Here is a 22,311-nt window from a genome sequence, read left to right on the forward strand (position 1 = left end):
GGTGCCGATGCGCGGGGTGAAGGAACTGCCCCAGTTGGGGCCAGCCAGTGCTTCGGCAACGCGCACCCAGGTGCCGGACTGGTCGTTGCCGGGCGCGTGACCGGTGCTGTCAACACTGTTGCCGGTATCCGTCAATCCACCGGGGTTGGGTGATACGCCGCGCTGCCAGTGGTACTGGATGCGTAGCTGGTGATCGCGGGTGGAGGTGGTGATGCTGTCGGGCAGGCCGACCACTAATGCGGTCTGTGCGCCGCGGGCAGTTGGTTGCGGCAATTGTGTTGCGGCAGCTGGCATGAGCGCGGTGGATGCAGGTACTGCGGTAAAGCGGTTGCGATATGTGCCGTCTTCGGCATCGTGCAGCGCGGTGGCGTGATTAAAGCCTGCGCCGAGGTTGTTGATGGCTTCATGCGTGACCGCGGTGACGGTGAAGGTGTTGCCTGCTGCGCCCAGGCTGTCATGGCCGGTCAGGTCGAAGCCGTACCCCGGCATGAGGCGGCGCACTGCGCCTTGTCCGTGGAATTTGGCTTCGTCGAAGGCCAAGGATAGTAGCTGATTGTTGGCCCATGTGTCGGCTTCAGTGATATTGGCGAACTGGGCATTGCCGGTATCGATATATTGCGCCAGCCCGGGTAGAGCTGCGGGTGCTTCACGGCTCGCTTCGGCGGCGGGGGCGATGACCTGGCTGGCGAGCCAGCTGCTGGCGGCTACCTGATGGCTGACGATCTGGCTGCTGGTGGCGAAGCGGTCGATGGCATCTTCACTGTCGCTGGCGCGCACGCCGGCAAAGCGCACTGCACGGCCTCCAGGCAAATCAGGTACGGTGGCCAGATGGTCAAAAATCACCAGCGTATGAAAAGCCTGTAAGCTCGGCGCGCTGCTGTCAGGTGGGGTCTGGTCGTGATCGAAACGATAGCTTAATCCGTCACGTGCGAGGATGCGGCTGAGAAAGTCGAGGTCGGATTCTCGGTACTGGGTGCAGGTTTCGCGTACCGGCAGGGTATGGGAGACGTCAATTTGCAGGCGTGCCTGCGGGTAGTCGGCAAACAGTTCGGTGATGATGTCCAGCGTGTTTTTAGCCTGAAAGATATGGCTGTCATGGCGCATGCGCAGGAAGGCGAAGAACGGCTCAAGTCGCAACTGGTAGCGTGCGACACCGCCATCTGTTCCCAGCCAGCGCGCTTCGCTGCAGTAGCCATGCCAGGCACGATAACTGCCATCGGCTTGCAGTAGGCGCAGCGTGTAGGGTTCGCCGAGTAAGGTGGCCAGGGGTAGCTGGGTAGATACACTCAAGACATCGACATCAAAGCGAAAGGGCGTGTTGATGCCTTCCTGTCCGTTGATGCGTTCGACAATGAAATTGTCCGGGCGCTGCTCGGGGTGAGTTTGCGTCAGGGTGAGCAGGCGAGCGTGCTGGGAAAGCCCGCTGCCGAGGCGGGCGATCAACTCGGCCAGCTCAGGGCTGAGAATAAGGGTTTCAGTCATCGCGGTATATACCGGGCGGATTAAGGCAGTGTCAGTATCAGTGTGGCCGGGTGCGGAGCCATACGGATAATGTCGTTATATGCAGCGATGGATGTCTGAGTGTTATGACTTAATAACTTGTTGATGCCTGTAAACGTACCCAGTGCGACGACGGCAAATATGGCGGCGATGATCCACAACGGGGTTTCAGTGCGTAATTTGTTTACGATCTGATCGGGTCTGTCCCAGTTTGGGGCGAATACTGCGGGTTTGCCTTTGATATGGGCAATTTCTTCACCTAGCCGCGCGGTCAGATAATGCAGTTTCTCAGGGGATTCCAGCAGGTAGCGGCCCTGAAATCCAAGTAGCAGGCACATGTGAAATACTTCCAGTGCTTGCAGGTGCGGGTTGCCTTTGCTGCGCAGTTCTTCAAGTTTCTGGAAGAAATTTTCACCGGCGAGCTGGTCGCCGAATAAGACTAACTGCAGAGGATGACGTGCCCAGGAATCGCGGATGGAAAACGTTGAACGCAAGACTGTTTCATCGACTGCAGCGCAGAAAGCGTACTTGGCAGCATGCACATCTTCGGCTGAAATATTCAGCTTGCGGGCGCTGCCATCGATGCTATTGAGAAACTGTTGCATTTTTCGCGCGAAATTAGCTTCGTCTTTGGGCGCATTGCCGTTTTTTAACAGGAATAACGCGTAAAAGCCGTCATACATTAAATCCATTAAGGTATGCGCCGAACTCATGCTTGCTTCGTTGCCGAATGATGCGCTGGCGGTTGTGGCGTCAAGTAGGGAGGGGGCAGAATTCGTCATGGCATCACCGCTAATAATTCGAGATGGAGGTCAGGTATGCCCGAAGGCGCGTAAATGGATATGGCCTGGGCTTGTAACATGCGCGCGTATAGCGGCGATTTGTTGTCCAGAGCAAAGTAATAGGTATCAGGTCGTACTGGTATCGCAGCGGGTACTTGCGGTGCGTGTATGAGTTTTACCCCTGGCATAGCTGACAGCACCAGTTTATCGACATCGTCCGGCGCACCTATCTTGAAGCGCATAGGCGTGGTATCAACCAATTCAGTGGCTGGCATGCTGGCGGAGACGGCCAGATAAAATGCGGTTTTCTCATCGATCTTGCCGGAATCAAGCTGCCCCTGGTGGTAAGAAGGCCGTACTTCCGAGAGCGCGATGGCGAAGTGGCGGGTAGAAATGACGGTGTTAAGCAGCTCGCGAATCACGCTGTCGAGACGGAAGAAGCAACTGCCGGTATCCAGATGCTGGTAAGCAGGCAGATCGTTCAACGCATAATTCTTGGAGAAGGTCATCAGCCCGCCAGCCAGGCTGAGCAATTGTTCAAACAGCCGCTCTGGAGGAAGTTGCGGGTTGCTCAGGTAATGCGACAGCGAAGCAAAGCCGACGCTGGCTGTGTGCAGTAACCAGAAAGACGCAATATCGCCGGAGCGAAATTCAATCACGTTTTTGCTAGGCTCACGGTGATGGCCATACAGCGCGTTGACTTTGGCTTGCAGGGCATCCATTAAGCGGCGCAGTAATTGCACCAGGATAGGTGCGCTACGGATGGTGATGCTGGGGGGCACAAAGGCCGGATCAAGCTCAAAGCCGCCGCTACTGGCGCGGCGCAGTCGCAGCAGCGGAAAGCTGATCAATGAATCGCGCGGCTCCAGCTCGGAAACCAGGCGTACTGACTTTTTAAGATAGGTCAGTTCGGCGCGGGCGCCCTGAGTAAACAGATCGGGCGTGTCCAGATTGATCTGGCTGTAACGCGCTGCGGCATTGGGTTGGTCAGTGGCGCTGAAATTGCCGCCATATTCTTTCACCATGGGTAAAGCGGCGTAGTAGGTGAGCGTTTGTTGCGAGAGAGGAATGTCGCCGAGCTCTATGGTGTCGGGCAGGCTGTCGCTGGCAGGCGCGGTGTATTGCTCACCATCGGGAAATATGGCAGAAAACTCCTGCAAACGCAGCGCGTTATTGGCGAGCGCGTCACGGTCAACCTGAACTTTGGCAACGCCCCAGGCATAGGGGTGCAGCGACGTCGCCATGGTTTGTAAGCGTGCTTCGTGGTAACGATCCTGCTGCTGAAAATGTTGAGGCCTTAAAAACAGCCCCTCTCCCCATAAAACTTTTGTTGTGTTATTCATCTGCGATTTATCTCATCCATCCTGATTGTTATGTTGGCTACCCGCCATCTCATCCGCAGCTGGCGGGTGACTTCAAGACGGTGGTGGCGGCCGTGCTGTATTCCAGTGTGGTGCCTGAATCTACGGTTATTGAACATGCACTGACTCCCAGCGCAATGCCCTTTTTATTTAATTCCTTGGTGGGAAAGGTGAGCTTCCATCGAGCTGAAGCCGGGGCGTGGAATAGCGCAACGATGCCAATGTAGTCAGCTGTTGCGCTGACTTTTTCAGTGTTGACGAAGGTTTGTCCCGGGATCAGGGTGACTTCCTTAACGGAGATCACATCTGCGCCAAATGCCGTTTTTTCTTTGTCTGCGTCCAGAAAAATTGTGTAGAAAGCCTGCTGAAATGCGCTGCTCTGCTTGAGCTGATAAATGCGTACGACTACAGAGAAAGGGCGATTGTGGTGATCGGTATTCAAGTCGTTGCTTGCCTGAATTTTTAATGGGGTGTCGGTGGTTGCGTTCGGGTCGGCAGGCTTGGTGATTCCTGCCGCACTGAGTGCGAAATTAGCAACCTGGGCGACTGTCGATGCTGCACCCATCGCGGCGCAGCCGGTTAGAGGCGCGGTAAGTATCAGCGCGATCAATATGCGCAATGGGGATGTTGTTTTAGTTAAAAACATAAAATTTATGATTGATCGGTAATGGTTGGATAGCATTTTTTGTTATTTATCTGCATTAGCGTGTACATAATACAACAAGTAATTTGTAGGTGTAAATCTGTATTTGTTATGTGATATAAAACCAACAATAATTTACATAAAATCTTGCGCTAAGTTACCTGATAGCGCATTATAAAAAACAAAATCGAATGCTAAAAAATAAAATAAACATCATTTTCATTGTTTGTTTATGTGTTAATTACTTGTTTTTAAGGTATTTTTCTTTTTTAAAATTCACTCGCGCAGTATGGTTTTATTTGGTGGTTTTATTGCCATGTAAGATTTTTGCGCGAAAAAATTGTATTAATTTTTACTGATGGAATGGGGGCTTGTTAATGAAAAGATGGATGAATTACGGTTTGGGGCTTGCAGTTGCGGTGACGCTTGGTGGTTGTGCTAATGCGCCTGTTTCAACATCACCGGGTGACACAACTCCTAATCTGGCTACGGTTGGTAAAGATGCGGCGACCAAAGCTGCAACTGCCAAGCTGAGTGAAAATGTGGCGATCAATAATGCGATCGCCAAAGCAGATGCGGCATACAAAACCAATCAGGCAGATAAGGCAACTGCTTTGCTGAAAGAGGCGGCTGTTGCCTATCCTGCTGACAAGATGCCCTGGTTGCGTATTGCTCAGGCTAAATTTGACAGTGGCAGCTACAGCGAGGCAATTGTAAATGCCCAGGAAGTATTAAACCGCGATGCCAAAGATAAAGTCGCCAATAGCATCATCGTGGTGAGCGGATTGCGTTTATCGACCAAAGCACTGTCAGATTTGCGTAGCCAGAATGAAATATCCGGTTCGCTACGCAATGAGGCCCAAGACCTGGCAAAAATACTGCGCGAAAGTCTGGGCGAATCGGTGCTGGTGACGGCACACCATAAGCCGGTTAATCATAAAAAAACCAAATTGCAAAAAGAAACTCCAGCAGCAACGGCCCAAGCCGCTAAGCCTTCTGCTGCCGCAGCCAGTTCGTCGGGATCAAGCAATCCATTTGGTGCATTGAAGTAGTTGTTAAGCTGCTTCGATCAGGCAGCTATTGGTATCTATTTTTTAATTTTAGACGATGAGTTGTAATTAATCGGGAGGCATCATGGCAAGAGAAAGTATACAAAAGAAACTGCAGAAAGTTCGCCCGCCAAGGGTGCAAATGACTTATGACGTAGAAATCGGGGATGCGATAGAGCAGAAAGAATTGCCTTTCGTAGCAGGAGTGGTGGGGGACTTTAGCGGTGCTTCCGAAGTGGATAAAAAGCGCCTCAAAGAGCGCAAATTCGTGAGTGTCGATAATGATAATTTTGATGAAATGATGACGGCGATTGAGCCTCGTGCTGTGTTTCGTGTGGCGAATGAACTCAGTGAGCAGGGTGGCGAATTCGCGGTGGATCTGAAATTCAAATCCATGAGCGATTTTCGGCCGGAAGCTGTCGTGCAGCAGGTTGAACCGCTGAAACAATTGCTGGAAGCACGTACCCGGCTGGCTGATTTACGTAACAAGCTGGCGGGTAATGACAAGCTCGAAGATATATTGAACGACGTGCTTAACAATACCGAACAGCTCAATGCACTTGGCAAGTTGACTCACCCGTCGGAGGATAAATAATGTCCGCTCAATTACATGATGCTGCACAAGGTGTTGCGTTTGCCGAGGCTAATGCTGAGCCAAGCCTGTTGGATCAGATTGTTGAAAACAGCAAAGTGGCAAAATCAACGATCGAACACAATCGTGCCAAGGATCTGATATCCGAACTGGTTAATCAGGTGATGCAAGGTACGGTGGTGATGTCCGCTAATCTCACTGCAACTCTGGATGCGCGGGTTGCCGAACTGGATCAGCTTATTTCCGCTCAGGTTAGCGCAATCATGCATGCGCCGGAATTCCAGCGGCTGGAGTCGAGCTGGACCGGATTGAATTATTTGATACGCAATACTTCCACCAGTCCTAATCTGAAAATAAAAGTGCTGAATGCAACAAAAAAAGAACTGGTGAAGGATTTCCAGTCGGCGCTGGATTTTGATCAGAGCGTGATGTTCAAGAAAGTATACGAAGAAGAATTCGGTACGTTCGGTGGCGCGCCTTTTGGTACCTTGCTGGGTGATTTTGAAATCACCAGGCAGCCTGAAGACATGTATTTCATCGAGCAGATGTCGCATATCGCAGCCGCTGCACATGCCCCATTTGTGTCAGCGGCCTCACCGGAATTATTCGGTCTGGATACCTATGCAGATTTAGGCAAGCCACGCGATTTATCCAAAGTATTTGATACGGTCGAATATGCAAAATGGAAATCATTCCGGGAATCAGAAGATGCGCGTTATGTCGGTTTGACACTGCCACGCTTTCTGGGGCGTTTGCCATTTAATCCGAAAGATGGCGTCACGGTCGAAGGCTTCAATTTTGTAGAAGACGTGGATGGCACTGATCACAGCAAATACCTGTGGTGCAACGCAACTTATGCTTTTGGTGCCAAGCTTACTAAGGCTTTCGAAGATTTTGGCTGGTGTGCAGCGATACGTGGCGTAGAGGGCGGCGGTCTGGTGGAAGATTTGCCAACGCATACCTTCAAAACCGATGAGGGTGAAGTAGCACTGAAATGCCCGACGGAAATTGCGATTACCGACCGACGTGAAAAAGAGTTGAGTGATCTGGGCTTTATTTCGCTGGTGCATTGTAAAAATACTGATTATGCGGCCTTCTTCGGCGCGCAATCTTCGCAGAAATCCAAAAAGTACAATACCGATTCCGCCAATGCCAATGCGGTGCTATCTGCGCAGTTGCAGTATGTGTTTACCGTATCGCGCATTGCGCATTACATGAAAGCCATGATGCGCGACAAAATCGGCAGTTTTGCAGCAGCCTCCAATGTTGAGGATTTCCTCAATCGCTGGCTGATGCAGTATGTGTTGCTGGACGACAATGCCAGCCAGGAAGCTAAAGCGCAATTCCCCTTACGTGAAGCTTCTGTTCAAGTGGCCGAAGTACCTGGTCGGCCTGGCGTATATCGCGCCGTATCGTTTTTGAGACCGCATTTTCAGCTGGACGAACTTTCGGTTTCACTCCGTTTGGTCGCGGAGCTGCCTCAATCGACCAAATCGTAAAATCAATTAACTTAAGGGGGTTTTTTAATGGCAATAGATGTTTATTTACAAATTGACACAATCAAAGGCGAGTCGACCGACAGCGCGCATAAAGATTGGATAGAGTGCAAGTCGGTAGCCTGGGAAGTGCTGCAGCCTAAGTCGGCTACAGCATCGACCGGTGGTGGTCATACTGCAGAACGTTGCGAGCACAAGGATATTGTACTGACAAAGCTGGCTGACCTGGCTACGCCTTTGTTGTTACAGAACTGCTCGTCTGGCAAGACCTTCCCCAAAGCCAAGTTCGAATTTTTACGCGCTGACAGCAAGGGTGAGCGTGTTAAATATTTTGAAATTGAATTGCTGAATGTTTTGGTAAGTGGTGTCGCGCCTGTCGTAGATGGTGGGGATATTCTGCATGAGACCGTGAGCCTGAAATACTCACAAGTCAAATGGAAATATCTGCAACAGAAAGTCTCTGGCGGTGCTGGTGGTAATACAGCTGGCGGTTGGGATCTTTCAACCAATAAAACCGTGTAATTTGTTGTGCGGAACCGCGGCCTGGCTGCGGTTCCTTCCTGTTTTGGTGTTACGTTTGGGTGATGAAAATGAAGGGTTACGCTCCCGGATTGTTCGATAAGTTGATGGCAGGCAGTATGGGGCAATCGATAAATGTCGTGACCAGCCTGTCACTGGAAGAAATGAAAGATGTGGTAGCCAGAGACCTGGAGTCATTACTCAACACGCGTTCTGTGATTTCGGAAGAGATGCTGAAGCGCTATCCGGAATGCAGCAAATCCATTGTTACCTACGGCCTGAATGATTTTGCCGGTATGAGCCTGGCCAGTGCCGATGACCGCCATTACATTTGTCGCTCGCTGGAGCAGACCATTGCGCGGCATGAGCCGCGTTTGCGTAATGTGCGCGCATCGCTGGAGCTGGAAGACGGCTCAACCAATCGTCTGAATTTTGCCATTGCTGCGTTGCTGGTACTGGAGATGGCGCAGGAACCGGTCAATTTTGATGCGGTGCTGCAAGCATCCAGTCTGCAATATTCCATTACTAAAGCGCGGCGCAGTGCGCGTGCATAAGGCGTAAGCATGGACGATTTACTTCCGTATTATGAGCAGGAGCTCAGTTTTATTCGCCGCTATTCACGTGAATTTGCCGAGCGTTACCCCAAAATTGCCAGTCAGTTGCAGATGTCCGGGGAGGTGTCGGAAGACCCGCATATCGAGCGCATGATCCAGTCATTTGCGCTATTGACCGCGCGCGTATCGCGGCGCCTCGATGACGATTATCCGGAATTTACTGAAGCCTTGTTCGAAGTAATGTACCCGCATTACCTGCGGCCTTTTCCTTCCTGTTCTATCGCGCATTTTGACTATGCTGCGGCCGCTGCCCAATTAACCAGCGCCAATGTGCTGGCGCGGGGCACCGAGTTAACTGCCCGGCCGGTCAAAGGGCTGGCATGCAAATTCAGAACAGCGTACGACCTGAGTATCGCGCCGATACGGTTGACGCAGGCGCAGTTTGATCCGATAGTCGATGCACCGGATACGACGACGCTGCCAGCGAATGCCAGCTCGGCCATAACCATCCGGGTGGAAACCGCCTCGGAACAAATCAGTCTGGCGCAATTGAAGTTGAATGCAGTGCGTGTATTCATGCATGGCGAACCTTCATTTTGCGCCGCATTTCGCGATGCGTTATTCATGCGTACCGTACGCGCTTACATCGAAACGCCACACACCGGTCGCTGGATTTCTCTGGATGCGGTGCCGCTCAAGCCTGTCGGCTTCGCTGAAGAGGAGGCACTTATCCCGTTTCCGGCACAGTCGCATCCGGCGTACCGCCTGTTGACCGAGTATTTCGCATTTCCCGACAAGTTTAATTTCTTTGAAATCGATCTGGTTGCCATAGGCAAGCTGTTGCCCGCAGGGTGTAACGCCTTCAGCCTGCATCTGGTGTTGTCAGACGTGCGTGCCGATTCCAATCTGTCGCGCATTCTGGGCACATTGTCCACAGATAAACTGCTACTAGGCTGCACGCCGGTAGTGAATCTGTTCGCGCAGCGTGGTGAGCCTATCCGTCTGACACATACCACCGCGGCCTATCCGGTATTGGCCGATGCAAGACGTGCCTATGCCTATGAAGTGTATTCGATAGACAGCGTGCGCATGGTGAGGCAGACCCCACAGGGTGAGTCCATCACCGAGTTTCGCCCGTTCTACGGGTTGCGTCATGGCGAGAGCGCTGAGCGTGACGGCCATTACTGGGTACAGCGGCGTGATGATATGACCGCAATCAAGAGCCCCGGTTATGAAACCGAGATTTCCATTGTGGATATCGACTTCAATCCTGCCGAGATCGCAACGGATACGTTGAGCATAGGGCTGACTTGCTCAAACCGAGATTTGCCGACACAGCTCAGCTATGGCTTGCCCGGCGGCGACCTGTTTCTGGAAGGCGGTTCCGTCGTCCGTAATATCAGTTTTTTACGCAAACCGACCGAGCCATACCGGTTTGAACGGGGGCATGGTGCGCACTGGCGGCTGATCTCCCAACTGTCGCTGAATCATTTGTCATTAAGCCAGGGCGGCATTGATGCATTCCGTGAAACGCTGGCTTTGTATGACCTGCCGCGTAGCTCCATTTCGCGGCGGCAACTGGGCGGCATTGTCGCCATGTATAGCCGGCCGGTGACTGCGTGGCTGCCGGGTAATCCATTCGCCTGTCTGGTACGAGGCATAGAAGTGCAAATTACCATCGATGAAGAAAGTTTCGTCGGTAGTGGCATCTATGGTTTTGCCAGCGTGCTGGAGCAATTTCTGGGCTTGTATGCTCACATAAACAGCTTTGTGCAACTGGTTATTTTATCGAAACGCAGCGGGGAAGAGTTATTGCGATGCAAACCGAGAAGCGGCGATTTAAGCCTGCTGTAATTGAGCAGCTGACTACCCAGCCACACCGCTTTGGATTTTTTCAGGCGGTGCGTCTTCTTGAAGGCTGGCTGAAGCAGAGCGGGGTGACGACAGATAAACCACTGGCCGATTACATCCGGTTTCGTAACAGCCTGTCGTTACAGTTTCCGGCCAGCCAGATTGAAGCCTTGCAGGTCACGCGTAAACAGGTAGAAGCGGCTGAAGTTACGGATCTTTTAGCACCAGCGGCACTGACCGCGCAGGACGTGCATAGCATCACCATCACCCCCGCGTTTATGGGGTTTCTGGGGGGTAATGGCAGCTTGCCTAACCATTACACCGAGCAGATTTCTGCGCATGCACTGTACAACAGGGATGATGCCCCACGTGCATTTCTGGATGTTTTTTCCAGTCGGGCGGTCAGCCTGTTTTATCAGTCATGGTGCAAATACAGGCTGGCGCTGGGTTATGAGCGGCACGGTCAGGACAAATTTCTGCCGATGTTGCTGTCGTTATCGGGATTGGGGCATGCCGATTTGCAGGCACGCTTGCAGCAGGATGGTCATGGCGTGCTGGATGCCAGCATTGCGCATTTTGCGGGTGCCATACGACGCCGGCCGGTGTCGGCTGTGGTGTTGCAGCGCACGCTGGCCGCTTATTTTGTTGTGCCGGTCAAAGTCGTCATGTTTACAGGTAGCTGGTATCGCGTTCCACAGACTCAGCAAACCAGTCTGGGTAGCAATAATGCCGTGCTTGGCGTCACCGCAATGGCGGGGGAGCGGGTGTGGCAGCGTGATCTGCGCATCCGTATCGAGCTTGGCGCGCTGGATAAAAACCAGTTCGAGCAATTTTTACCCGGTGGGCAATCTGCACAGGCACTGGACAAGTTGCTCATGCTGCTGACGCATCACGAATTCGAATACGAGATACAGCTGATATTGGCAGCGTGTCATGTAAAGGGTAATCAGCTGGGCTCCGATGAGCGGCAAGGCCGGTTAGGCTGGGACACCTTTCTGGTGAGCCAGCCCGCCACGGAAGATCGTCACGATATCTGTTACACCATTAATGCAATTGAATGAAACAGTCGTAACGCAGCGCATTTGCGATTCAAATAAATAATAAATACAGGGGGTTAATATGAGCATCAATCTTAAAACACTGATCACTAAACTGAATGACACATCGCGTCTGGCGACCGAACGTGCGGCCAATATCTGCATCAGCCGCGGGCATTATGAAGTCGATATCGAGCATTTGTTGCTTGCCTTGCTGGAGCAGGAAAAAAGCGACCTCAGCCTGATACTGCGGCGCAATGAGATAGACCCGCGCCAACTGGCGGGGGATTTACAGGCAGTCACTGAACAGTTCCAAAGCGGTAACAGTCGTACACCGGTGTTCTCGCCCAACCTGGCTAAACTGTTTGAGCATGCATGGCTCATTGCTTCGCTGGATAATGCCAGCGCGAGCATCCGCAGCGGCCAGTTGTTGCTGGCCATGCTCACTGCCCCTGAATTACAGCAACTGGCATGGCGCAGCTCCAAGCTGTTCAGCCGCATCGCGCTGGATAAGCTCAAGCATGACCTCGATGGGCTGACCGCTGGCTCGCAAGAGACCCCGACAGTTACCGCTGCTGATGCGCCGGAAGCCGAAATGGATGGGATGACCAAGCCGACAGCCAGCAAAACGCCGGCACTGGATCAGTACACCACCAACCTCACCCAGCGCGCCCGCGACGGCAAGCTGGACCCGGTGATCGGGCGTGATGCCGAAATCCGCCAGGCTATCGATATCCTGCTGCGTCGCCGGCAAAATAATCCTATCCTCACCGGCGAGCCAGGTGTCGGTAAAACGGCGGTGGTAGAAGGCTTGGCGTTGCGCATTGCCGCGCATGATGTACCCGCCGTGCTTGATAATGTTGAGCTGCATACGCTGGACATGGGCTTGCTGCAAGCAGGTGCATCCGTCAAGGGCGAGTTTGAAAATCGCCTCAAATCCGTCATCGACGAAGTCAAGAAAAGCCCGCGCCCGATTATCCTGTTTATCGACGAAGCCCATACCCTGATAGGCGCAGGCGGGCAAGCAGGGCAGAACGATGCCGCAAACTTGCTCAAACCGGCATTGGCGCGCGGCGAATTGCGCACTATCGCCGCCACTACCTGGAGCGAATACAAAACCTATTTTGAAAAAGATGCTGCTTTAGCGCGGCGCTTTCAGGTCATCAAAATCGAAGAGCCGGATGAGGCCACTGCCTGCGCCATGCTGCGCGGCATGTTGCCGCACATGGAACAGCATTTTAATGTACGCATCCAGGATCAAGCTATTATCGATGCAGTCCGATTATCACACCGCTACATCAGCGGGCGGCAACTGCCGGATAAAGCCATCAGCGTACTGGATACCGCCTGCGCCAAAGTTGCACTGGCACAGCATGCCACGCCAGCACCACTGGAAACCGTCACCAAACGACTGGAGCAATTGACCGTCGAAATCAGCCAGATCAGCCGTGAGCACCGCATCAGCAATCAACATGAGTCACGCCTGGCGGAGTGCAGCAATTTGCGTGTCCGGCTGCTGGCAGAGCAGTTTGCGCTATCCACACGCTGGCGTCAGGAACAGGATTTGTCCACGCAGATACAAACGCTGCGCCTCAAGCTGGAAAATAGCGAGCATAAGCTTGAAGCCAGTGAACAGGCGAAATTAAGTGCGCTGGTACAGGAGTTGCAGAAATTACAGGGCGAGGTGCCATTGACGGCTGTGCAAGTCGATGGCCACACCGTAGCTCAGGTCATTTCCAGCTGGACCGGCATCCCGCTGGGCAACATGCTCAAGGACGACCTGCAACAAGTGCTCGACCTGCCAGCCCGTCTGCACAAACGCATCATCGGCCAGCGTCATGCCATCTCGGCGCTGGCACAGCGCATCCGCACCTCGCGCGCTGGCCTGGACGACCCCAACAAACCGCAGGGCGTATTCCTGTTCGCTGGCACCTCCGGCGTGGGTAAAACCGAGACCGCGCTGGCACTGGCTGACGCGCTGTATGGCGGCGAACACAAGCTCATCACCATCAACCTCAGTGAATATCAGGAAGCGCACAGCGTATCCGGCCTCAAAGGCTCGCCGCCAGGCTATGTCGGCTATGGCACGGGCGGGATACTCACCGAAGCCGTGCGCCGCAATCCTTACAGTGTGGTACTCCTCGACGAAGCAGAAAAAGCTCACCCCGACGTACTTGAACTGTTCTTCCAGGTATTCGACAAAGGTCGCATGGAAGATGCCGAAGGCCGTGAAATCGACTTCCGCAACACCTTCATCATCCTCACCAGCAACGTCGGCGCCAGCAGCCTGATGCAGGCCTGCCTGAATAAAACCGGCAAGGCGCTACCCTCAGTGGATGAGCTTGATATGCTCATCCGCCCGCAACTGGTCAAAGTGTTCAAGCCTGCATTCCTCGGGCGCTTGCAGGTTATCCCGTTCTACCCGATAGACGATACCGACCTGGCGGAGATTATCCGACTGAAACTGCAGCGCGTGGTTGATCGCATTGCCAATCAGCATCAGATCAAACTCGACTACAACGACAGCGTCATCGACACCGTACTCAACCGCTGCACCGAAGTCGATTCCGGTGCGCGCAATGTCGACAGTATCCTCAATGGCAGCCTGCTGCCCGAGCTGGCCCAGCACCTGCTGACCCACATGGCTGAAGGCAAGCAGATAGACCGCATCAAAGTCAGCAGCCTTAAATCCGGGCAATTCAAATACCAATTGAGCGGAGCCTGAGCATGAATGCACCAGATAGGATTATGCAAAGCATGGATGACCTAGCCAACCTCGCCGCCGAGTTGCTATCCGGCCGCCAGACCAACCGCCTGCTGCGGCTGCACACCCCGCTGGATGCGCAATACGGCCCCGACACCCTGATCCCGGAGACGCTGCAAGGCTGCGAAGTCATTAGCACGCAGAACGATGGGCAGCGTTCTCCGCTGTTAACGCTGCACCCGGAGTTATCCCCCACCCAGATCACCGGTTACCGTCTTGAGCTCACGGCGCTAAGTCACCAGCCCGATATCCCGCTAACGCCTGCACTGGGTCAGCCGGTATTGCTGGAGCTGCTTACGGCTCAGTCGCGCACCGAGCTGCGCCCGTTTCACGGCCATATCACCCGCTTTGAACGCCTTGCCAGCGACGGTGGCCTGACCCGTTACCGTCTGACCATAGAACCCTGGCTCAGCCTGTTGCGCCACCGCCGCGACAGCACTATCTACCAGGACATGAGCGTCATCGACATTCTCAACGCCGTGCTCAAAGACGGCGCAGGCGAGGGCGCCTACACCCCCGCCTGGAAATTTGACCTGGCAGACCCCAGTGTTTACACCAAGCGCTCGCTCACCACTCAATACCGCGAAACCGACCTCGATTTCATCAATCGGCTGATGAGCGAAGAAGGTCTGTACTACTGGTTCACCCATGAAGGTGACAGCAGCAGCCCGCACCTGGGCAGCCATACCCTCGTTATTGCCGACCATAACGGCGCGTTTACCGCCAACCCGCAAGCCAATGTCCGTTACACCCAGAGTGGAACAGTTCTGTCGGAAGACAGCATCGACCGCTGGCACGAACAATACCGCGCCGCACCCCATCGTATCGAAACCGTCAGCTGGGACTACCGCGCCAACCAGATCCACCACAGCCAGTTCCAGGACAGCAGCGCCAGCGCCAACAGCAGCCAGAAAAACCTTGGGCTCACCCTCACCCAGCAGGACACCCCCGGCCAATACGCCTACAGCGACAGCGCCCAGGGCGAACGCTACGCCCGCATCAGTATGGATGCCATCCACACGCATCGCCATGACATCAGCGCTGCCGGCACACTGCGCACCGCCACACCCGGCAGTTACATCACACTGGATGATCACCCCAGCTACACCAACATAGACCCGGATGACCATGAAGCTACTACCACCTTCCTCATCACCCGCGTCAACCATCAGGCCCACAATAACCTGATCGCCCATCAACGCGCGAATGCAGCTGAAAGTGGCGACCAGACCCGCTACCGCAACACCCTGACTCTCATCCCCAACACCACCACCTACCGCAGCCAGACCAGCGACGAACACGGTGTCAAACTCCACCCCAAACCCACCGTGCGTGGTCAACAGACCGCCATCGTCGTCGGCAACAGCGACCCCGTGCACACCGACCGCGATCATCGCATCAAAATCCAGTACCACTGGCAACGTGGCGAGCAAAGCCATAGCCGCCTCAGCCACCCGTATCCAGATGACCACAGCACCGCCCCCGGCGACCACACCACCGGCACCTGGGTGCGCGTACTCGCCAGCCTTGCCCCCACCGCCGGGGATAACTGGGGCAGCGTGCACCTGCCAAGAGTTGGCCAGGAAGTACTGGTGGATTTCGTCGAAGGCGACATCGACCGCCCTGTCATCATTAACAGCCTGTACAACGGCCAGGGCCAGGACAACGCCGCCCACAACCAGATCGCCGGCACCGCACCCACTGCCACCGCCAATGCAACCAGCTGGTTTGCCGGCAGCGAGGACGGCCACAACCACGCCGCCACCCTGTCTGGCATCAAAACCCAGCAACTGAGTAACAGCCAGGACGGGCAGGGAGGCTACAACCAGCTCGTATTCGACGACACTGCCAACCAGAGCCGCATCAGCCTGCAACAACACCAGGCCCAGCACACAGGCGACTCTGAACTCAACCTCGGCCAGCTCACCCACCAAAGTGACAACCAGCGGCTCAACCCCGCAGGTTTCGGCCTGGAACTCAAAACCCGCCACAGCGCCGCAGTCAGAGCAGGCAACGGCCTCCTGATCAGCAGCGACCGCGCCCCCGAGCACAGCATGCAAATGGACAGTCACGACGCGCAAGCCATCCTTGCCCGTCAGCACCAGGCAAACCTAGCCCTGGCGCAGAGCGCCGCAGCCCACCAGGCTGTCGGCGCCACCGACCCCACCCCAGACAAACTGGCCGCCATCACCCAGCTACACCACAGCCAGCAAGTCATCAGTCAACAAACGCCAGCAGGCAGCAGCAACGACATTGCCACCTACAGCGAACCGCACCTGCAACTCTCCAGCCCCGCAGGCATCATCGCCGCCAGCGCCACTAACGCCGTCATCGCAGCAGGCCACACCAGCAACTTAACCGCAGAACAAGACATCAGCGTCAGCAGCCAAGCGCAGCAACACCATGCAGTCAAGGACGGCATCCGACTCTTTACCCAAGGCACAGCCACCGACAGCAACAAACCCAACCAGGAAACCGGCATCCGGCTCCACGCCGCTCAGGGTAAATTCAGCAGCCAGAGTCAGTCGGGTGCGACTCACATCAACGCCAGCAAAGAAGTCGTTATTGCCAGCACCGAGCAAGCCGTCACTATCGCCGCCCCGCAACACCTGCTACTTACCGCTGGCGGCGCGTACATCAAACTCGAAGGCGGCAATATCGAAGTGCATGGGCCTGGGGTGATGGCGTTTAAGGGGAGTTTGACGGAATTGGCGGGGGCGGGAAGTAGTTCTAGCAGTTTATCGCTTGTGCAACCGGGACCATTGAAAGTATGTGATTTCCGCGCGGGTTCAGCCGCGAATGGCGGTGATGCGGTGGTTGAATTGTGATGCCAGCCGTAAACGCCATAGAGGCGTCGCTCGACCACCGATTATTGATGTCGCATCAATACGCCTTGATTGCGGCTGAGTATATTGAGCAACTGCCGCCCGATATCCCTTATCTGTTAACCGCCAGTGGCGTGTTGAAAGACAGTGTGGCGCTATTGCCAGTACTGGTGCATTTGCCAGCATTATCCAGTGAGCAGCTTGATGCACTGCAACAACTGATGAATGATCCTGATCTACCTGTGCTGACTACCCTGATCAAAAGCACCGCTGAACCAGCACAAATGGCACATCATATTGGCACAGCACAGCTCGTCAGAGGGATAGAAGAACGCAAGGCATGGTTGAGAATACATGACCCTCGCGTCTGGCTGCAACTGCGTCATGTCTTAACCGCGCAACAGCGGCGCAACCTGATGGGGCCAGCGACAGTCTGGACATGCCGCCTTGATAATGTGTGGGTAACAGAACAGGTTGATAATATTATGCAGACAACAGCAACCCTCCTGAAAACTGACGCATGGCAACAGCTGCAACGTATCGGTATGGTCAATCGCGTGTTGAGCAAAACAGGGAAAATGACTATCAAAGGCATAAATGAACGCGCCGAAATAATCGACAGCATAGTGCAGCGCGGACAGACGCGATACGCATTAACACGCACCGAAGATCTGGTGGAATTTGCTGCGCTGGGAGAGGCTATCCATCCGTTATTTGATGAACACATTGATGTCGTCAATGTGATAAATGCAGCGCGGCAGACGATGGACGACTTTAACGTGATAGATACATTATTGACGATAGATAAACCAACCTGGCAGCGAGTCAAGCACGACATGTCTGGCAAATCATAACCAAGTCTGGCAAATAATAACCAATAATAACCAAGGGTGAGAAATGAGCACAACAAAAAAATGTGAATACTGCGACAAAGTCGGCGTACCCATTATGCCGTTGCGATACGCTGTTGCACCTGCGCAATCCAGTGCGCCCACTGCAACCGGGCCAAGCGTAGCGTTATCTGCCAAAGCGGCACACTACACAACGCGCCTTTTGCGTAGCGGTTACCTGTATGTGTATGACGAAGCCCGCGATCGCTGGGAGAGCTACTTCGTCACACCGCAGGCCATGTTCTTCAAACTGGCAGAAACGCCAGGCATCCCCCCAGTATTGCCTAAAAAGCCATTTGATTGTGCAGATGCGGCGCACCGTGCCATTTCCAGTTGTATCACCATCCGTGATGCCAAAAACGCCACCAACGTCTGGCTAGGATTCAGCGACGTAGAATGGACAGCCGCGGTAAGGGAAAAACACAGCAGTGCCGATTATCGCAAGCGGCACATGCGCAGTGTCAAAGTGAATGCCTATGCTGGCAGCACAGATAAAAAATATTGCTTCGACATAAAAGACATCGGCAAGAAAGTGGCCGAATATGCCATGGAGCCTGCCAAGATAAAAACGGACTTGAACTGGAGCCCATTTGCGATCGACCCCCGCAAAATGCAGACGGCACGTTTGTTAGAGGAGTCAGAGAAACTGGCACCGGGCAAAGGCTTTGCCGTAGTGCTGGATGACCCGACAGGGGTAGCCGCAGAGCTGGGCGTATTAATGCAACACAGCCTGGAAGTTTACGCCCATGCGGATCCAGACAAACTGCGTAAACTGGCAGTATCAGACGCCATCAGAACCATAGAACTCAACGTCCGCGATCAGGCGTGGATCAGTGCAGAGGTAGCGGCTGATGACCGCGCCAACCTGCGCGGCTCAGGCACAGCCTACAGCGTACCCGCACCCGTAGCCGCCGAGTACGCCCAGCAGGATGCCAAGGCAGGTATCCCCCCCCCAAAAAACTACAGCGAACAACAGCAACAGCAAGCCCGCTATTACCAGAAATACCAACAGGAACGCGCTGGGCGGATAGCACAATCCCGTATCGTCACCCCGGCGCAAGGCAGGCTGGCTGGCGAAGTGGAATGGGCGAAATACCGCGTCAAGGTTGACCAAGCCGCATTGAACAACTGGCGCAAAGCATACGATACCCAATTCAAGGCGTTTGACGCCGAGCACATCAGCCCCCTGGCACTAGCGCACAGCAAAGTCATGACAGGCAGCGAACTGCACGCACAGTTTGAATGCAACTACGACCCAACCAGCCCAGAGAGTGGCATCGTCTATGCCAAAACCATGCAACTGTGCATAGGCAGCACCCAAGACAAAGCCGCGTGCTTTGATGTATACAGCAAATGGCTAACAGGCAGTGTGAGTGATAAACAAAACCTGCTACTACGTGGCATGGCACTTAACCTTGACGCCAGTGCCGCTAAAATCAAAGAAGCGCTGGCAGTCAGCCTGGACTGGCGGGGATTCCCGCTGGATGGGATAGCCAGCAGCATAGGCAAAGCCACAGAAAGCGTGGCGCACGGTAAAGCCGATGCATTGGGCGGACTGATAGCCCGCATATCCGGCCCGCTGACCAGCTTGCTGGCAGAGGCGACAGACGGCATCGTGCGCCCCAGCCTCGCATTACTGGCAGTGCATACCGGTAAAACCTTTGCTGTGGTAAAAACCACAGGCAGCATCCGCGCATTTCGCAGTGCCCTGTTGCGTGAATTGATAAGTGCCAGCAGCATCCCCATGAACGAAAGCCAGATGAAGCGTGCCATTAAAGCCGAACTGCGCCGACTGGAGATAGCCGGTGTTAAACTGGACGGCATCGAAACCAAAAAATTCATGGTCATGATCAGCCCGGAAGAAATCAAAGAGATGCCCAAAGGCCTAACCACGCAGCAGCAGGCAGAATGGATAGTCAAACGCATCAGCACAGTTGAAGCCTATCAGGAACTGATACTCGCCAAACAGACCCGCTGGCAAGATAAACTGCGCATGGCAGGCGCACGCATGGAAAGCGCGGGTAAAACGGGCATCCCGTATGTCACCGCACTGGTAGCGGCCTATTTGCAATACAATGCGAACCAGAAGATGGGAGAAGACATCACCAAAGCCATGAGCCACGAAGCGCAGGAAGCCAATATACGGCTGATGGCAGGCACAGCCGCACTGGCGGGAACCATCGCCGAGGCGGTAGGGACGAGTCTGGAGCAGATGGCGAAGGTGGTGCCGAAGTATGGACAGGGATTACGTTACCTTGGTGAGTTTTTGACAGTCGGCGGCAAATACCTAGGCATAGGCGGCGCACTGATTATGGCGACGATGGATTTTAAGCAGGCTTATCAGGCAAACAATGAGGGGCAGACCGGATTAGCGTGGGCGTACGGCGTATCTGGCGCATTGGGCATGACAGCCGCATGGCTCATCGGTTCAGCCACCTTTGCTGGCGCAACTGGCATAGGTCTGGTGCTGGTGGTGCTTTTGTTTGGTGTTGCCTATTTAATAGAAATTTATAAAGACAACAAAGTGCAGGACTGGCTGGAACGCTGTGTATTTGGCATAGCAGCACAAGCAGACCACTATCCCAACAGCAAAAAAGAAATGGCGGAGCTCAAGCTCGCCATCCCGGGGTAATCCAGATGGAATACTCAGGCCTCACAGGCAAATACCCGGTAGATCGCCGCCTTACGCAGCAAGAGCGTGATGACCAGCTGCATCAGAAACAGCATCTGGACATGGAGCCCGCCTACCAGCTCAGTGTGATCCGCATGAATTCCACTTATCTGGAGTTGGTGGATAAGTACTTTGGGTGGAAGGGGTTTATTACTACGTTTATGGGTAGTGTACTCTTGATTATTACTGTGTTTTTTGGTGCTATGTTTATCGACATTATTATTGGTAACTCAAAGAGTGGTTGGCTAAGTCCATTGATGATGTTTCTTGTAATGGGTCTCCCCGGCTATTTCTTTCTTTACAAGGGTGCGCACTATGAAGCCTTCGCCTACACCCATTACCCCATCCGTTTTAACCGCAAGACGCGCATGGTGCATGTGTTTCGGTTGAACGGTACGGTATTGAGCGTACCCTGGGATGAGGTGTTTTTTTGTATGGCAGCTTTGCCAAAGCGATACTGGGAAATACAGGGGCAAGTGATGGCGCCGGATGGGGTGACTGTGCGGGAGACGTTTCCATTAACTGTTCATGGTGTTGGGGAAGGTGACAAGAAAGTTTTATTGGCCTTTTGGGAACTGGTGCGTCGCTACATGGAGGAGGGGCCGGAGGACGCCTACCACCGGGTTGGTATTTGCATGGATATCGCAGATAAATATGAAAAAGTTATTAATGGTTTCCATAGAATGCATGCGGAAGGCGGTTCTAATATTATTACCTATCTTATGGCCGCATTCATGGCCATTACTATACTACCCGGTCGCTACATCGCCATGCGCACCAGTAAAATCCCGCAATGGCCTCAAGAGATAGAAGCGGTCAACGTCGTTGAACCTAATGATCCATACTTCCGTGACGCCAGCATGAACCCTGAGGATTAGCGTTAATATCACTCGGCTCATCGGTTCAGCCACCTATGCCGGCGCAACCGGCATAGGTCTGGTACTGGTGGTGCTTTTTTTTGGCGTTGCTTATTTGATAGAAATTTATAAAGACAATAAAGTGCAGGACTGGCTGGAACGCTGTGTATTTGGCATAGCACCAAAAGCAGACCACTATCCCAACAGCAAAAAAGAAATGGCGGAGCTCAAGCTCGCCATCCCGGGGTAATTCAGATGCAATACTCAGGCCTCACAGGCAAATATCCGGTAGATCGCCGCCTTACGCAGCAAGAGCGTGATGACCAGCTGCATCAGAAACAGCATCTGGACATAGAACCCGCCTACCAGCTCAGTGTGATCCGCATGAATTCCACTTATCTGGAGCTGGTGGATAAGTACTTTGGGTGGAAGGGGTTTATGACTACGTTTATGGGTAGTGTTTTTTTGATACTGACGTGGGGCTTAGGTTCTATTTTACTTTATAGCATCATGACCCCAGGGCGTATGGAGCAAGATTGGGTATATTTATTGTTTTTCTTTCTTGTAATGGGTCTCCCCGGCTATTTCTTTCTTTACAAGGGTGCACACTATGAAGCCTTCGCCTACACCCACTACCCCATCCGTTTTAATCGTAAGACGCGCATGGTGCATGTGTTTCGGTTGAACGGTACGGTATTGAGCGTACCCTGGGATGAGGTGTTTTTTTGTATGGCAGCTTTGTCAAAAAGATTTTGGGAAATCCAGGGGCAAGTAATGGCACCAGATGGGGTGACTGTGCGGGAGACGTTTCCTTTGCCATTCATAACGGGCTCAAGACGAGAGGCTGGTAATCCCCCCAGCAAATAATTGCATTTAAAAGTAGAATTTTCTTAATTAGGATTTAAGGATTTTTTACATGA

18 protein-coding genes are annotated in these 22,311 nt (G+C 53.6%); 14 read left to right on the plus strand and 4 right to left on the minus strand.

The features are described 5' to 3' along the window. The 4 genes from EJE49_RS09735 to tssJ form a co-directional block, all read right to left on the minus strand. Positions 1 to 1,482, minus strand: a 1,482-nt coding sequence (locus EJE49_RS09735) for a type VI secretion system Vgr family protein (RefSeq protein WP_223246905.1), incomplete at its 3' end; no start/stop codon positions are given. A gap of 20 nt (positions 1,483 to 1,502) precedes the next feature. Next, positions 1,503 to 2,282 carry a type IVB secretion system protein IcmH/DotU gene (gene icmH, locus EJE49_RS09740; RefSeq protein ID WP_124950298.1) on the minus strand — a complete coding sequence of 260 codons (780 nt, stop codon included), beginning with the start codon at positions 2,280 to 2,282 and terminating at the stop codon, positions 1,503 to 1,505. Further along, a complete protein-coding gene (gene tssK, locus EJE49_RS09745) occupies positions 2,279 to 3,625 on the minus strand; it encodes a type VI secretion system baseplate subunit TssK (protein ID WP_124950300.1) in 1,347 nt (448 codons plus the stop codon). The genes icmH and tssK overlap by 4 nt, the downstream gene beginning before the upstream one ends. 49 nt (positions 3,626 to 3,674) lie before the next feature. Next, positions 3,675 to 4,289, minus strand: a complete 615-nt coding sequence (tssJ, locus tag EJE49_RS09750) for a type VI secretion system lipoprotein TssJ (protein WP_189941823.1) — start codon at positions 4,287 to 4,289, stop codon at positions 3,675 to 3,677. A gap of 374 nt (positions 4,290 to 4,663) precedes the next feature. Between tssJ and EJE49_RS09755 the strand changes: the two genes are divergently transcribed. From EJE49_RS09755 to EJE49_RS09815, 14 genes are all read left to right on the plus strand, one after another. After that, on the plus strand, positions 4,664 to 5,338 hold the full coding sequence (locus EJE49_RS09755) for a tetratricopeptide repeat protein (RefSeq protein ID WP_124950304.1): 675 nt from the start codon (positions 4,664 to 4,666) through the stop codon (positions 5,336 to 5,338). A gap of 82 nt (positions 5,339 to 5,420) precedes the next feature. Next, the gene (gene tssB / locus EJE49_RS09760; protein WP_223246906.1) at positions 5,421 to 5,930 is read left to right on the plus strand and encodes a type VI secretion system contractile sheath small subunit; all 510 of its coding nucleotides are present in this window, start codon (positions 5,421 to 5,423) and stop codon (positions 5,928 to 5,930) included. Then, positions 5,930 to 7,426, plus strand: a complete 1,497-nt coding sequence (gene tssC, locus EJE49_RS09765; RefSeq protein WP_124950309.1) for a type VI secretion system contractile sheath large subunit — start codon at positions 5,930 to 5,932, stop codon at positions 7,424 to 7,426. The genes tssB and tssC overlap by 1 nt, the downstream gene beginning before the upstream one ends. A gap of 27 nt (positions 7,427 to 7,453) precedes the next feature. Further along, positions 7,454 to 7,945 (plus strand): Hcp family type VI secretion system effector, encoded by a 492-nt coding sequence (locus EJE49_RS09770; RefSeq protein ID WP_124950311.1) that lies wholly within the window; start codon positions 7,454 to 7,456, stop codon positions 7,943 to 7,945. A 68-nt stretch (positions 7,946 to 8,013) separates the two neighbouring features. After that, positions 8,014 to 8,496, plus strand: a complete 483-nt coding sequence (gene tssE, locus EJE49_RS09775) for a type VI secretion system baseplate subunit TssE (RefSeq protein ID WP_124950313.1) — start codon at positions 8,014 to 8,016, stop codon at positions 8,494 to 8,496. A gap of 9 nt (positions 8,497 to 8,505) precedes the next feature. Further along, on the plus strand, positions 8,506 to 10,350 hold the full coding sequence (tssF, locus tag EJE49_RS09780; RefSeq protein ID WP_124950315.1) for a type VI secretion system baseplate subunit TssF: 1,845 nt from the start codon (positions 8,506 to 8,508) through the stop codon (positions 10,348 to 10,350). Beyond that, the gene (gene tssG / locus EJE49_RS09785; RefSeq protein WP_124950317.1) at positions 10,314 to 11,408 is read left to right on the plus strand and encodes a type VI secretion system baseplate subunit TssG; all 1,095 of its coding nucleotides are present in this window, start codon (positions 10,314 to 10,316) and stop codon (positions 11,406 to 11,408) included. Before tssF ends, tssG begins: the two co-directional genes overlap by 37 nt. Positions 11,409 to 11,466: 58 nt before the next feature. Continuing rightward, positions 11,467 to 14,109 carry a type VI secretion system ATPase TssH gene (tssH, locus tag EJE49_RS09790; RefSeq protein WP_124950320.1) on the plus strand — a complete coding sequence of 881 codons (2,643 nt, stop codon included), beginning with the start codon at positions 11,467 to 11,469 and terminating at the stop codon, positions 14,107 to 14,109. A gap of 2 nt (positions 14,110 to 14,111) precedes the next feature. Further along, positions 14,112 to 16,976 carry a type VI secretion system Vgr family protein gene (locus EJE49_RS09795; RefSeq protein ID WP_223246907.1) on the plus strand — a complete coding sequence of 955 codons (2,865 nt, stop codon included), beginning with the start codon at positions 14,112 to 14,114 and terminating at the stop codon, positions 16,974 to 16,976. Continuing rightward, complete coding sequence (locus EJE49_RS09800) at positions 16,976 to 17,827, plus strand: DUF4123 domain-containing protein (protein ID WP_223246909.1); 852 nt, start codon at positions 16,976 to 16,978, stop codon at positions 17,825 to 17,827. Before EJE49_RS09795 ends, EJE49_RS09800 begins: the two co-directional genes overlap by 1 nt. A gap of 43 nt (positions 17,828 to 17,870) precedes the next feature. Then, positions 17,871 to 20,495 carry a T6SS effector BTH_I2691 family protein gene (locus tag EJE49_RS09805; RefSeq protein WP_124950324.1) on the plus strand — a complete coding sequence of 875 codons (2,625 nt, stop codon included), beginning with the start codon at positions 17,871 to 17,873 and terminating at the stop codon, positions 20,493 to 20,495. A gap of 5 nt (positions 20,496 to 20,500) precedes the next feature. After that, complete coding sequence (locus EJE49_RS09810) at positions 20,501 to 21,412, plus strand: DUF6708 domain-containing protein (protein WP_124950326.1); 912 nt, start codon at positions 20,501 to 20,503, stop codon at positions 21,410 to 21,412. A gap of 70 nt (positions 21,413 to 21,482) precedes the next feature. After that, positions 21,483 to 21,641: a hypothetical protein gene (locus EJE49_RS14265; RefSeq protein WP_223246908.1), complete on the plus strand. Its 159-nt coding sequence runs from the start codon at positions 21,483 to 21,485 to the stop codon at positions 21,639 to 21,641. A 5-nt stretch (positions 21,642 to 21,646) separates the two neighbouring features. Beyond that, positions 21,647 to 22,258: a hypothetical protein gene (locus tag EJE49_RS09815; protein WP_124950328.1), complete on the plus strand. Its 612-nt coding sequence runs from the start codon at positions 21,647 to 21,649 to the stop codon at positions 22,256 to 22,258. Positions 22,259 to 22,311 lie beyond the last annotated feature (53 nt).

This window comes from Sulfuriferula thiophila, from assembly GCF_003864975.1.
In the GTDB taxonomy this organism is placed as follows: Bacteria; Pseudomonadota; Gammaproteobacteria; order Burkholderiales; family Sulfuriferulaceae; genus Sulfuriferula; species Sulfuriferula thiophila.

Coding starts and splice junctions, on each gene's coding strand:
- icmH (WP_124950298.1), bottom strand. CDS start 2,282: ATGACGAATTCTGCCCCCTCCCTACTTGACGCCACAACCGCCAGCGCA.
- tssK (WP_124950300.1), bottom strand. CDS start 3,625: ATGAATAACACAACAAAAGTTTTATGGGGAGAGGGGCTGTTTTTAAGG.
- tssJ (WP_189941823.1), bottom strand. CDS start 4,289: ATGTTTTTAACTAAAACAACATCCCCATTGCGCATATTGATCGCGCTG.
- EJE49_RS09755 (WP_124950304.1), top strand. CDS start 4,664: ATGAAAAGATGGATGAATTACGGTTTGGGGCTTGCAGTTGCGGTGACG.
- tssB (WP_223246906.1), top strand. CDS start 5,421: ATGGCAAGAGAAAGTATACAAAAGAAACTGCAGAAAGTTCGCCCGCCA.
- tssC (WP_124950309.1), top strand. CDS start 5,930: ATGTCCGCTCAATTACATGATGCTGCACAAGGTGTTGCGTTTGCCGAG.
- EJE49_RS09770 (WP_124950311.1), top strand. CDS start 7,454: ATGGCAATAGATGTTTATTTACAAATTGACACAATCAAAGGCGAGTCG.
- tssE (WP_124950313.1), top strand. CDS start 8,014: ATGAAGGGTTACGCTCCCGGATTGTTCGATAAGTTGATGGCAGGCAGT.
- tssF (WP_124950315.1), top strand. CDS start 8,506: ATGGACGATTTACTTCCGTATTATGAGCAGGAGCTCAGTTTTATTCGC.
- tssG (WP_124950317.1), top strand. CDS start 10,314: ATGCAAACCGAGAAGCGGCGATTTAAGCCTGCTGTAATTGAGCAGCTG.
- tssH (WP_124950320.1), top strand. CDS start 11,467: ATGAGCATCAATCTTAAAACACTGATCACTAAACTGAATGACACATCG.
- EJE49_RS09795 (WP_223246907.1), top strand. CDS start 14,112: ATGAATGCACCAGATAGGATTATGCAAAGCATGGATGACCTAGCCAAC.
- EJE49_RS09800 (WP_223246909.1), top strand. CDS start 16,976: ATGCCAGCCGTAAACGCCATAGAGGCGTCGCTCGACCACCGATTATTG.
- EJE49_RS09805 (WP_124950324.1), top strand. CDS start 17,871: ATGAGCACAACAAAAAAATGTGAATACTGCGACAAAGTCGGCGTACCC.
- EJE49_RS09810 (WP_124950326.1), top strand. CDS start 20,501: ATGGAATACTCAGGCCTCACAGGCAAATACCCGGTAGATCGCCGCCTT.
- EJE49_RS09815 (WP_124950328.1), top strand. CDS start 21,647: ATGCAATACTCAGGCCTCACAGGCAAATATCCGGTAGATCGCCGCCTT.